The 12,344-nt window shown below is 70.7% G+C and carries 8 protein-coding genes; 7 read left to right on the forward strand and 1 reads right to left on the reverse strand.

Annotated features, from left to right (window positions below; genetic code table 11):
- Positions 1-221 precede the first annotated feature (221 nt).
- The 6 genes from ABZ078_RS39155 (at position 222) to ABZ078_RS39180 (ending at position 9,182) form a co-directional block, all read left to right on the forward strand.
- Positions 222-2,141: a glycogen debranching N-terminal domain-containing protein gene (locus tag ABZ078_RS39155; RefSeq protein ID WP_356583303.1), complete on the forward strand. Its 1,920-nt coding sequence runs from the start codon at positions 222-224 to the stop codon at positions 2,139-2,141.
- 129 nt (positions 2,142-2,270) lie between these two features.
- Complete coding sequence (locus tag ABZ078_RS39160) at positions 2,271-3,029, forward strand: NUDIX hydrolase (protein ID WP_356583304.1); 759 nt, start codon at positions 2,271-2,273, stop codon at positions 3,027-3,029.
- A 175-nt stretch (positions 3,030-3,204) separates the two neighbouring features.
- Positions 3,205-5,184: an ATP-binding cassette domain-containing protein gene (locus tag ABZ078_RS39165; protein ID WP_356583305.1), complete on the forward strand. Its 1,980-nt coding sequence runs from the start codon at positions 3,205-3,207 to the stop codon at positions 5,182-5,184.
- A gap of 163 nt (positions 5,185-5,347) precedes the next feature.
- Complete coding sequence (locus ABZ078_RS39170) at positions 5,348-6,235, forward strand: FadR/GntR family transcriptional regulator (RefSeq protein WP_356583306.1); 888 nt, start codon at positions 5,348-5,350, stop codon at positions 6,233-6,235.
- 426 nt (positions 6,236-6,661) lie between these two features.
- Positions 6,662-8,194 carry an RNA polymerase sigma factor gene (locus tag ABZ078_RS39175; RefSeq protein WP_356583307.1) on the forward strand — a complete coding sequence of 511 codons (1,533 nt, stop codon included), beginning with the start codon at positions 6,662-6,664 and terminating at the stop codon, positions 8,192-8,194.
- Positions 8,195-8,327: 133 nt separating this feature from the next.
- Entirely contained in the window at positions 8,328-9,182 is an 855-nt protein-coding gene (locus ABZ078_RS39180) for a serine protease (RefSeq protein WP_356583308.1), read from the forward strand.
- Positions 9,183-9,291: 109 nt separating this feature from the next.
- On the opposite strand, the gene ABZ078_RS39185 is transcribed toward ABZ078_RS39180, so the two are convergent.
- Positions 9,292-9,522: a hypothetical protein gene (locus tag ABZ078_RS39185; protein WP_356583309.1), complete on the reverse strand. Its 231-nt coding sequence runs from the start codon at positions 9,520-9,522 to the stop codon at positions 9,292-9,294.
- Between the two features lie 443 nt (positions 9,523-9,965).
- Between ABZ078_RS39185 and ABZ078_RS39190 the strand changes: the two genes are divergently transcribed.
- Positions 9,966-12,089, forward strand: a complete 2,124-nt coding sequence (locus tag ABZ078_RS39190; protein WP_356583310.1) for a DNA topoisomerase IV subunit B — start codon at positions 9,966-9,968, stop codon at positions 12,087-12,089.
- Positions 12,090-12,344 lie beyond the last annotated feature (255 nt).

The raw sequence follows: 12,344 nt of genomic DNA on the forward strand, positions 1-12,344 counted from the left end.
CACCGCCCCCGCCGCCCCCACTGTCCCCGACACCCTCGTCGCCCGCGCTCCGGGGCAAGACATCGCCGCCGCCGGCCGACCACAAACGGCGCTCCTCCCCGCCTCATGGCGCCCCCTCACCGACCCACGCGTCAAAGGCTCACCCCACACCGCCCCAGCCCACACCGCCTCACCCATCGCTTACACGTCGCCCCGCCGCCCTGCCTTCCACTCACGACGCCATGGTCTGCGTCGCCCTTCCGGGCCTCGCCATCTCCACGGAGCAGGGGCAGTTGACCGGCCGCGGGTGGGAGGGGTTCTACCGCGCGGGGCGACGCGTGCTCTCCCGCTGCCAGGTCCGGGTGGCCGGCCGTGAACCGCTCGCGGTGCAAGCACGGATGACCTCGGCCGACAGTGCCCGGTTCGTGGGCACCCTGCGGGTCTCCCCTCAGACGGGTCCCGACCCGGACATCGTCGTCGAGCGAACTCGTCGCGCGGACGGCACCGAGCGGATCACGCTGCACAGTGCGGGCGTCCGCCCGCTGCGTGTGCCGGTCGAGGTCGCCCTCGGCACGGACCTGGCCGACCTCGGTGCGATCGCGTGCGGCAACACGGGACCGGAACTGCCCGCCACCGTCCACGACTTCGGCCTGCGCTGGTCGTCTGTCGGGGGCGGCGCTGCCGTGACGGCCGACCCGCCGCCCGCCGACGCGCTGGCCTCCGCAGGACTGCTGCGCTGGGAGTTCGAACTGCCCCCGGGCGGTAGCGCGACCATCGAACTGCGAGTGCGTCCGGACGGGGCGGGCCCCCTGCGCGCCGCAGGCCGAGCGGCGACCAGCCCACTGGCTTCCGCGCGGGCCGTCGGCGACGACCCCAGAGCGGAGGCGCTCCTGCGGACGAGCATCGAGGACCTCCAGGCCCTTCTGCTGCGCAACCCGGCGCACCCCGCCGACACACACCTGGCCGCCGGGGTGCCCTGGCGCTGCGGCCTGGCCCCGGCCGAGGCCCTCGCCGCGGCCCGGATGACCCTGCCCCTGGGCACCCGGCTCGCCGTGGGCACGTTGCGCACCCTCGCTCGCAGCCAACTCCGGGGTCCGGGACCCCAGTCCGGGATGATCCCCGGACCGATACGGGACGCCGGCACGCATCTGCCGCCGGGCTGTACGGGCACGGAGGCCACGCTGCTTTTCCCCGCGCTGCTCGCGGAGGCCCGGCGCTGGGGGCTGACCGAACCGGAGGTCGAGGAGCTCCTCCCCGCGGCCGAGCGATGCCTGACCTGGCTGCGGACCACTGCGACCGACGGCTTGTACCTGCGGGACCCGCTCCCCGGCGGCCCCGTCCGCTGCGAGACCCAGGCCCACGCCCATCGTGCGGCTCTGCTCGGTGCCGATCTCCTCGACGCTTGCGACAGACCGGGCAGTGCCGAGCTGAGGCAGTGGGCCGGTGCGCTGCGGACAAGGTTCCGCCGGGACTTCTGGATCGACGACGTGGGCGGCGGGCGACCCGCGGCTGCCCGGGCCCCCGACGGCCGCCTCGTACCGCATCTGGGCGCTGCCGCCGTCCATCTCCTCGACACCGGCCTGCTGGGCGGGGGAGAACACGCGCCCGGGCTGCTCGACAAGGTACAGACCGAACAGCTCGCTCGCCTGCTCGGCGGTCCGGCCATGGACTCGGGCTGGGGCCTGCGTGGACTGGGCGCGAAGGAGGCGGGGCACAACCCGTTCGGTCATCGCAGCGGTGCGGTGCGGGTCCACGAAACGGCCCTTGCCGTCGCGGGTCTGGCCGCGGCCGACTACGAGAAGGAGGCGAGCGCACTGCTGCGGGGCGCACTGGCGGCGGCGGAGGCGTTCGGCCACCGGCTGCCCGAGATGTACGCGGGAAAGCAGCGCACCGACGGGAGCGCCCCTCTCCCGCACCCCGCGGCCTGTCGGCCGGCGGCCACGGCGGCGGCGGCCGGGGTGCTTCTGCTGACCACGCTCGCGGGCATCCGCCCGGACGCCCCTGGGGGAACGGTGACGTTGCGGCCCATGCGCAGCGCACCACTGGGCGAGATCGTCCTGACGGGCCTGCGGGTCGCCGGCGCCCCCTTCGCCATACGCGTCAGCAGGCTGGGCCTCGCCATGGTCGAGGAGGCGGCCGACGGGCTTCAACTGCGGGCGTGACCTCGTACGACGCCACCTGGCACGACACACGGGCGGGACGGCGAGGCGCAGGCCGGGCCGAAATGGATCAGAGTCGATGAGGCCGGCGAAGGGAGTGTTTATCGTCAAGCAGACGACTATGATCGCCACATGCCCTACGACCCGTCAGCCTTTCCGCCCTTTGCCGTCACCGTGGACCTGGTCGTGCTGACCGTGCGCCGCGATGCCCTGTGCGCGATGGCGGTGCGCAGGGGCGAACCGCCGTTCCAGGGGCGCTGGGCACTGCCCGGCGGGTTCGTGAGGGCCGACGAGGACCTGGCGCAGGCGGCCGCTCGGGAGTTGGCCGAGGAGACCGGGCTGCGTGCCCACGACCCGTCCGTCCCCGCGCAGGACAACGGCGCCCACCTGGAGCAGCTCGCGACGTACGGCGACCCGAAGCGGGACCCCCGGATGCGCGTGGTGAGCGTCGCCCACCTCGCGCTGGCTCCCGACCTGCCCGCGCCCCGCGCGGGCGGTGACGCCAGCAACGCCCGCTGGGCGCCCGTCGACGAACTGTTGCAGCAGGGCGGGTACGGCCGTGACGGCGAACCGGTGGTGCCGCTCGCCTTCGACCATGCCCAGATCCTGGCCGACGGCGTGGAGCGAGCCCGTTCCAAGATCGAGTACTCGTCGCTGGCCACGGCGTTCTGCCCCACCGAGTTCACCGTCGGCGAGCTGCGCCGGGTCTACGAGGCGGTGTGGGGCGTGGCGCTGGACCCCCGTAACTTCCACCGCAAGGTCACGGGCACGCCGGGCTTCCTTGTTCCCACCGGCGGCACCACCACGCGCCAGGGCGGTCGTCCCGCCCAGCTTTTCCGGGCCGGCGGAGCCACGCTGCTCAACCCCCCGATGCTGCGCCCCGAGGTCTGACGCCGCAGTCCAGGACACACGCCGGGCCCGGACCGGACGGCGCCGATCCGCGCTCAGGAATGTCACACGCGACGGCAGCCGGCGCCGAGCAGGCATCCGACCGGACAGACTGCCGTCCGGGCAGCGGGCCTTGCGCTGCCCGGAAAAACGGACATAACGCGCTATCTTGCTGAGGGTGATCCAGGCCATCGGACTGACCAGTGACCCCCGCAAGGAGCTTCCTCCCGCCGTCGACGACGTCTCCTTCGAGGCGCGAGCGGGTCATGTCACCGCGCTGCTCGGGGCGTCGGGAGCGGGCAAGACGACGGCGCTCAGACTCATGCTCGAACTCCAACGGGGCCGGGGGATCACGTACTTCAGAGGCCGCCCGCTGCACCGCATCGCCCATCCGTCGCGCGAAGTCGGCGTGCTGCTGGGCGACGTCCCCGGCCATCCTGCCCGTACGGTCCGCGGCCATCTGCGCATGCTGTGCGCCGCCGCGGGCGTTCCGGCGCGGCGCGCCGACGAAGTCCTGGAGGTGGTCGGCCTCGTCAGCCTGCGCGACGAACGCCTCGGCACCCTCTCCCGTGGCATGGACCGCCGCCTCGGCCTGGCCTGCGCCCTGCTGGCCGACCCGCACACCCTCGTGCTCGACGCGCCCGCGGACGGGCTCTCCACCCGCGAGAGTCGTTGGCTGTACGGCATGCTGCGCGCGCACGCCGCCCAGGGCGGCACGGTGCTGCTGACCACGACCGACCCGAAGGAGGCCGCACGCACCGCCGACCGGGTCGTCACCCTGGAACAGGGCAGACTGGTCGCCGACCAGGAGGCCGCCGACTTCGCCCGCACCCGGCTGCGCCCCCGCGTCGCCGTGCGTACCCCGCATGCCTCCCGCCTCGCCGCTCTGCTCACCAAGGAGGCGCGCACCACACGGCGCAGCGTCGAGGTCGTACGCGAGAGCGGCAACCGACTCTCCGTGTACGGCAGTACATGCGCCGCCGTCGGCGAGACCGCGTTTCGTCACGGCGTCCTGGTGCACCAACTCGCCGACGAGGTCGGTGACATGGGACCGGCCCCCCGGGCGGACCTCTCGACGGAGCCTTGGGCCGGCGAGGCGTCGCAGACGTCGGGCGGTGCGTCGTTCGCGGCTCGTGATCACGGGCAGGAGGCCGCCGTGCCGCCGCAGGGCGACGGGTCGTCCACAGCCGATGATCTCGCGGCGTCGCCGATGCCGGACGGAGCGCCGGCCGCTGCGCAGGCACTCACGGATGAGCCGCGAGCGGCAGGCGCCGCCGCAGCGGGAGACGAGTCCTCCCGGGCCGCTGGCCCGCGCCCGTCGGTCTCCGCTGCCGATCGCTTTCCCGATAGCCTTCCGGATCTCCCACCCCCCATCTCCGTCCGCCCCGCCCCCAGCCCCCTGCGCCCCCTCCGCTACGAACTCCGCCGCGCCGCCGGGGTCGGGACGGGGTTCCTCACCTGTGCAGCCGTGCTCGTGGTGTCCGCCGTCACCGCCGTACTACTGGCCCGTATCGGGCACACCCCGCGGCCGCGCCTGTTCGTGGCGTGGCCGCAGGAGCTGCCGCTGCCTCCCGCGGCGCTCGGGGCGGGGTTGCTCGGTGCGATCGCGTTCGGCGACGAGTTCCGCCACCCCGCCCTGGCCGCGGATCGCGGCACGGTGCCCCGCCGTCTGGGGCTGCTGGCCGCGAAACTCGTCGTCTCCTCCGCCACCGCGCTGGTGCTCGCCGTCCTCACCGTGGGCTGTGACATCGAAGTGCTCTACCTCGTCTACGGACGGGAGCTCGCGGAGGTTCCCGCGGACTGGCTTTCGCTGAGCGCGAGTTGGATCGGGCTCACGGTCGGCTGTGCCTGGGCCGGCGTGCTGGCCGCGGGCCTGTTCCGGTCCACCACGGCCGGGCTCGCCGCAGTGGTCTCCGTGCCCGTCGTCCTCGTACCCCTGGTGCAGAAGGTCATGGAAGGGCCGTCCGTGCGGACGGCGGCCGGCTTTCCGCTGCGGGTGCGGGAGCTGCTGCTGTCCCAGTGGCCCTTCGGGGGTGAGCGCTACCTGGCCGCCGTCGCGCGCGTGATCGCCCAACCCGTCGGCGGGGCACTGACGTTGTCGCTGGCCGCCCTGCTTGGCGCTTATCTGCTCACGACCCTGCGGAGCAGGGTCCGATGACGACCGTCCCTGCCCTTCCTGGTTCCGTCCTGTGCACAACTTCCTGGGGAAAGCCCATTTCTTTCCGATAAGGCGTCAATTGCGACGGGGTGAGCGATCACCCTTTCGTGTGCTTTTCACCAAAGACCTCAAGGGAGTTGAGGACGGCGCCGACAAAGGATCCGTGAGTACCCTTGCGCACACCATGATGACCGCCGCCCGCGCCGCCGACTCCGGTCTCGCCGGCCCGGGCGAACTCGACCGCTACCCCTACGCCGAGGCCCCCGTCGCCGACCGCGTCGGAGCCTCCGCCTGGGAGACCGCGGACCCGGAGCTGGGCCGTGTCGGCCGACGCGCCGCGGGCAGCCGCGGACGCGGGCTGCACGGCCAACTCGTCCAGCAACTCGGCCAGATGATCGTCTCCGGTGACCTGGGCGCCGACCGTCCGCTCGTGCCCGAGGAGATCGGCCAGCGTTTTGAGGTCTCCCGCACCGTCGTCCGTGAGTCGCTCCGCGTCCTGGAGGCCAAGGGCCTGGTCAGCGCCCGGCCGAACGTCGGCACGCGCGTGCGCCCCGTCAGCGACTGGAACCTCCTCGACCCGGACATCATCGAATGGCGGGCATTCGGGCCGCAGCGCGACGATCAGCGCCGGGAGCTGAGCGAGCTGCGTTGGACGATCGAGCCACTGGCCGCCCGCCTCGCCGCCGGGCACGGGCGCGACGACGTCCAACAGAGGCTCGCCGACATGGTCGAGATCATGAGCCATGCGATGGGGCAGGGCGATGTCCTCACCTTCTCCCGAGCCGACACCGAATTCCACACGCTGCTCATCCAGGTGGCGGGCAACCGCATGCTGGAGCACCTGCAGGGGATCGTCTCGGCCGCCCTCCAGGTCTCCGGTGGTCCTGTCACGGGATGTGACCGGCCGAACGAGACGTCGCTGGCGCTGCACAGCAGGATCGTCGACGCCCTCGCCACCGGCGACGGAGCGGCCGCCGAGACGGCCATGCGGCAGCTGCTGACCGTCCATCCCGAGGTCGAGCGCGTGGTGCCCGCCCCCCGCGAGCACTGACCGCGCACCCGGGGCGCGGCTGAAGGACGCCTCCCCCCTCCTGGGGCGTCGATCGGTCTGCGTACCCTCTCCCGTCGGACCCGCAGGATCCACCACGGATCCTGCGGGTCCGACGGTGCGACGAGGCGGCGGATTCGCCGTACAGTGCACGGGGCCAAGCGCGGTCGTCCACTTCTGCCCGTATCTGACCGTTTTTGATCGGTTACGAGATGTGACTCGGGCCACGCAGATTGGGCGTAACGCTCGGGGAAACAGCGCGATGACCTAAGAGGTGACAGCCGAGGAGGGAATACGGACGCCGCTCAAGGCGCTGTGCATCTTCCCGGCCCCCGCCCGCACCGTCGGCCCATCCCCAAGCCGGTGGTCGGCTCCTGTCCGCCGTGGACGGGGCCGGAAGCCGTTTTTCAACGTTCCGAGAGGTTGTTCGTGTCGGCCAGCACATCCCGTACGCTCCCGCCGGAGATCGCCGAGTCCGTCTCTGTCATGGCTCTGATTGAGCGGGGAAAGGCTGAGGGGCAGATCGCCGGCGACGATGTGCGTCGGGCCTTCGAAGCTGACCAGATTCCGGCCACTCAGTGGAAGAACGTACTGCGCAGCCTCAACCAGATCCTCGAGGAAGAGGGTGTGACGCTGATGGTCAGTGCCGCGGAGCCCAAGCGCACCCGAAAGAGCGTCGCAGCTAAGAGTCCGGCCAAGCGCACCGCCACCAAGACGGTCGCGGCGAAGACGGTGACCACCAAGAAGGCCACCGCCACCGCCACGCCGGCGGCGCCCGCCGCCGACCCGGCCGTCGAGGAAGAGGCCCCCGCCAAGAAGGCCGCTGCCAAGAAGACGACCGCCAAGAAGGCGGCCGCGAAGAAGACGACGGCCGCGAAGAAGACGACGGCCAAGAAGACCACCGCCAAGAAGGACGACGTCGAGCTGCTCGAGGACGAGGTTCTCGAGGAGACCAAGCCCGGCGAGGAGCCCGAGGGCACTGAGAGCGCGGGCTTCGTGCTCTCCGACGAGGACGAGGACGACGCGCCCGCGCAGCAGGTCGCCGCGGCCGGTGCCACCGCCGACCCGGTCAAGGACTACCTCAAGCAGATCGGCAAGGTCCCCCTGCTCAACGCGGAGCAGGAGGTCGAGCTCGCCAAGCGCATCGAGGCCGGCCTGTTCGCCGAGGACAAGCTGGCCAACGCCGACAAGCTCGCCCCCAAGCTCAAGCGCGAGCTGGAGATCATCGCCGAGGACGGCCGCCGCGCCAAGAACCACCTGCTGGAGGCCAACCTCCGTCTGGTGGTCTCCCTGGCCAAGCGCTACACCGGCCGCGGCATGCTCTTCCTGGACCTCATCCAGGAGGGCAACCTCGGTCTGATCCGCGCGGTCGAGAAGTTCGACTACACCAAGGGCTACAAGTTCTCCACGTACGCCACCTGGTGGATCCGTCAGGCGATCACCCGCGCGATGGCCGACCAGGCCCGCACCATCCGTATCCCGGTGCACATGGTCGAGGTCATCAACAAGCTCGCGCGCGTGCAGCGCCAGATGCTCCAGGACCTGGGCCGCGAGCCCACCCCGGAGGAGCTGGCCAAGGAACTCGACATGACCCCCGAGAAGGTCATCGAGGTCCAGAAGTACGGCCGCGAGCCCATCTCGCTGCACACTCCGCTGGGCGAGGACGGCGACAGCGAGTTCGGTGACCTCATCGAGGACTCCGAGGCCGTCGTCCCGGCCGACGCGGTCAGCTTCACGCTTCTGCAGGAGCAGCTGCACTCGGTCCTCGACACCCTGTCCGAGCGCGAGGCGGGCGTCGTCTCGATGCGCTTCGGTCTCACCGACGGTCAGCCGAAGACCCTCGACGAGATCGGCAAGGTGTACGGCGTCACGCGTGAGCGCATCCGCCAGATCGAGTCCAAGACGATGTCGAAGCTGCGCCACCCGTCGCGGTCCCAGGTGCTGCGCGACTACCTCGACTAGTCGCTTTCGTACGACGCGAAGGGCCTGGCCCCCCGAGTGGGGACCGGGCCCTTCGCGTCGTTGCGCGGGTGCGGGGTGCGGCGGGCTGAATCACCCTGGGTGTCCCATGACCACCCCAGAGTGAGGAGTGCGCATGCGTCGTCCCTTTGCCCGGGCGCTGACCCGGCCGCTGGCCCTCGCGGCCGTCGCGGCCGCCATACCGTTGGTGTCCGCCGCTCCTGTGGCTGCCGACAGTGTCGTCGTCGGCGGGTTCCCGGTCGATGTGTCCCAGAGTCCGTGGACCGTTGCGCTGTCCAGCCGTGACCGGTTCGGGGGTACGCGGGCGGGTCAGTTCTGTGTCGGTGTGGCGGTGGGTCGGTCCACCGTGCTCACCGCCGCCCACTGCATGAGCGAGGAGGTCCTCGGGGCCGCGCCGAACCAGATCCGCGACCTCAGCGTCATCGCGGGCCGTACGGATCTGTTGTCGAGTCAGGGGCAGGAGATCCGTGTGCGCGGCACCTGGGTGAACCCGGCCTACGACAGCGCCACCAACGCGGGGGACTTCGCCGTGCTCTCCCTCGCCCAGCCGCTCCCCGCGAGCTCGGTCATCGGTATGGCCGGCACCGGTGATGCCGCCTATGTGCCGGGGACCGCGGCGCTGGTCTACGGATGGGGGGACATCACGGGCGCAGGGGACTACGCGCGCAGCCTGCGGGCGGCACGCGTGCGTGTGCTGTCGGACGCCCTGTGCAAGGAAGCGTATCCGGGTGGCGGCGACGGCAGGTTCATGGCGGAGAGCATGGTCTGTGCCGGGGAGCCGCAGGGGGGCCGGGACGCCTGCCAGGGGGACAGCGGAGGGCCGCTGGTCGCTCGGGGAAAGCTGATCGGGCTTGTGTCCTGGGGGAGCGGCTGCGGTCGCGCGGGCAGCCCCGGTGTCTACACGCGGGTGTCCGAGATCGTGCGAGCCATGAGGTGGCGGGCCGCGGCCGACCGGCCTGCGGGCGGCTGACGAGGGCTGGGAGCCCGCGGGCATGAGCGCGGGCGGCCGCCCCTGTTCCTCAGGGGCGGCCGCCCGTCAACCGGCCTGTGCCGGAGCTGGCTCGTCGTGATGCGAGGTGTCAGCGATCTTCTTCGGACGCCGATGCGGGAACGGCCGTCAGCCGCTCCGTCTCGTCCTGTATCTCAGCGGCGATCTTCTTGAGTTCCGGCTCGAACTTGCGGCCGTGGTGGGCGCAGAAGAGCAGTTCTCCGCCGCTCAGCAGGACGACGCGCACGTACGCCTGGGCGCCGCAGCGGTCGCAGCGGTCAGCGGCCGTCAGCGGGCTCGCGGGGGTCAGAACAGTAGTCACGTCGCCTCTTCTCTAGCTCGACGAGCTGTCGTACCAGGGTCAACATCCAACCAGCCCCAAAACGTTCCCGCTCGCGGCTTCTCCCAGAGAGAAATTTTCCGAGGCGGCTGGCTGCTGCCGGTGTGGCGGCGAATGTGCCGTATTGCGTGTCTGTCTTGCTTACGGTTTCGCGCTGTCGGTCAAGGTCGGTCCCTCCGGCTGGCTTGCCGGTTTGTTCATGAGGACGTGCCCGGAGCCTAAATGGTTCATGCCTGGAAGGGAACGTGATATGTACTTCACCCCATCGAGGGATCGAACAAGTATGCGAGTCTGGACTAGTCTGTGTTTCGCACGAGGGTGGCGTTACACCGGCTCTACCAGGCCTCGGTACCCTCTTGACGGCGACCGAAGCCGCGCCCTTACCCATCAGGGCGTCACCTGAAATTCAGCGAGGAGCGAACCGCGTGACCGCCGAGACGTCCGTGCCGTCCACAGCGCTGCTGGCAGGAGCAGACCGGGACGGTTCCAACTACACCGCGCGGCACCTGCTCGTCCTCGAGGGCCTCGAGGCCGTGCGCAAGCGCCCGGGCATGTACATCGGTTCAACCGACAGCCGCGGTCTCATGCACTGCCTGTGGGAGATCATCGACAACTCCGTCGACGAGGCCCTCGGTGGCTACTGCGACCACATCGAGGTGATCCTCCACGACGACGGTTCCGTGGAGGTCCGGGACAACGGCCGGGGCATCCCGGTCGACGTCGAGCCCAAGACCGGACTGTCCGGCGTCGAGGTCGTCATGACCAAGCTGCACGCCGGCGGCAAGTTCGGCGGCGGTTCGTACGCCGCCTCCGGCGGTCTGCACGGCGTGGGCGCCTCCGTGGTGAACGCCCTGTCCGCGCGGTTGGACGTCGAGGTGGACCGTAGCGGCCACACCCACGCCATCAGCTTCCGCCGCGGTGTCCCCGGCGCCTTCGCCGCCGACGGCCCGGACTCCAAGTTCGACGCCAAGGGCGGCCTGCGCAAGACCAAGAAGATCCCCAAGACCCGCACGGGCACGCGCGTGCGGTACTGGGCCGACCGCCAGATCTTCCTCAAGGACGCCAAGCTCTCCCTGGAGAACCTGCACCAGCGTGCCCGCCAGACCGCCTTCCTGGTGCCCGGCCTGACCATCGTCGTCCGTGACGAGTTCGGTCTCGGCGAGGGCGGCAGCAAGGGCGAGGAGTCCTTCCGCTTCGACGGAGGCATCAGCGAGTTCTGCGAGTTCCTGGCCACCGACAAGCCGGTCTGCGACGTCCTCCGGTTCTCCGGCCAGGGCACCTTCAAGGAGACCGTCCCGGTCCTCGACGACCACGGCCAGATGACCCCCACCCAGGTCACCCGTGAGCTCGACGTCGATGTCGCGCTGCGGTGGGGCACGGGGTACGACACGACCCTGAAGTCGTTCGTGAACATCATCGCCACCCCCAAGGGCGGCACCCACGTCGCCGGCTTCGAGCAGGCCGTGGCCAGCACGATGAACGAGGTGCTGCGCGCCAAGAAACTGCTGCGCGTCGCCGAGGACGACATCGTCAAGGACGACGCCCTGGAAGGGCTCACGGCGGTCGTCACCGTACGCCTCGCCGAGCCGCAGTTCGAGGGGCAGACCAAGGAGGTCCTCGGTACCTCGGCGGCCCGCCGGATCGTGAACTCCGTGGTCACCAAGGAACTCAAGGCGTTCCTGACGTCCACCAAGCGGGATGCCGCCGCGCAGGCGCGCGTGGTCCTCGAGAAGGCCGTCGCCGCGGCCCGTACGCGCATCGCGGCCCGCCAGCACAAGGACGCCCAGCGCCGGAAGACGGCACTGGAGTCCTCGTCGCTGCCCGCCAAGCTCGCCGACTGCCGCAGTGACGACGTCGACCGCAGCGAGCTGTTCATCGTCGAGGGAGACTCCGCGCTCGGCACCGCCAAGCTCGCCCGGAACTCCGAGTTCCAGGCGCTGCTGCCGATCCGCGGCAAGATCCTCAACGTCCAGAAGTCGTCCGTGACCGACATGCTCAAGAACGCCGAGTGCGGCGCGATCATCCAGGTCATAGGGGCGGGGTCCGGCCGGACCTTCGACATCGACGCGGCGCGTTACGGCAAGATCATCATGATGACCGACGCCGACGTGGACGGCTCCCACATCCGGACCCTGCTGCTGACGCTGTTCCAGCGCTACATGCGGCCGATGATCGAGGCGGGCCGGGTGTTCGCCGCGGTGCCGCCGCTGCACCGGATCGAGCTGATCCAGCCCAAGAAGGGGCAGGACAAGTACGTCTACACGTACTCGGACCGCGAACTGCGCGACACCCTCATGGAGTTCCAGAGCAAGGGCATCCGCTACAAGGACTCCATCCAGCGGTACAAGGGTCTCGGCGAGATGGACGCCGACCAGCTGGCCGAGACGACCATGGACCCGCGCCACCGCACCCTGCGCCGGATCAACCTCTCCGACCTGGAGGCCGCCGAGCGGGTCTTCGATCTGCTGATGGGCAACGACGTCGCTCCGCGCAAGGAGTTCATCTCCGGGTCGGCGGCGACGCTGGATCGGTCGCGTATCGACGCGTAGTGGCTGCGCTGGGCTCGGCCGTCCATTCGGCTTCGGGTTCGCCTTCGGTTTCCGGCTCGCCTTGGGCCTCCGACTCGGATGAAACCTCCGATTCGCCTTCGGCCTCGGATTCGGATTCGGGTTCCCACCCGCACCACCGGGCGGCTTTCGCCGTCGGGTGCGCCGGCCCGCCAGTCGGGCTCCCCGGTGAAGAAGCTGTAGAGCCTCACCATGTCGGGGTGGTCCAGTTCCTCGTGCTTCTTGGCAATCACGGAG

Origin of the sequence: Streptomyces sp. NPDC006385, from assembly GCF_040612485.1 — a bacterium.
Taxonomy (GTDB): Bacteria; Actinomycetota; Actinomycetes; order Streptomycetales; family Streptomycetaceae; genus Streptomyces.

Excerpts from the sequence above, each read along its gene's own strand:
- ABZ078_RS39155 (WP_356583303.1), top strand. The coding sequence starts at position 222 with ATGGTCTGCGTCGCCCTTCCGGGCCTCGCCATCTCCACGGAGCAGGGG.
- ABZ078_RS39160 (WP_356583304.1), top strand. The coding sequence starts at position 2,271 with ATGCCCTACGACCCGTCAGCCTTTCCGCCCTTTGCCGTCACCGTGGAC.
- ABZ078_RS39180 (WP_356583308.1), top strand. The coding sequence starts at position 8,328 with ATGCGTCGTCCCTTTGCCCGGGCGCTGACCCGGCCGCTGGCCCTCGCG.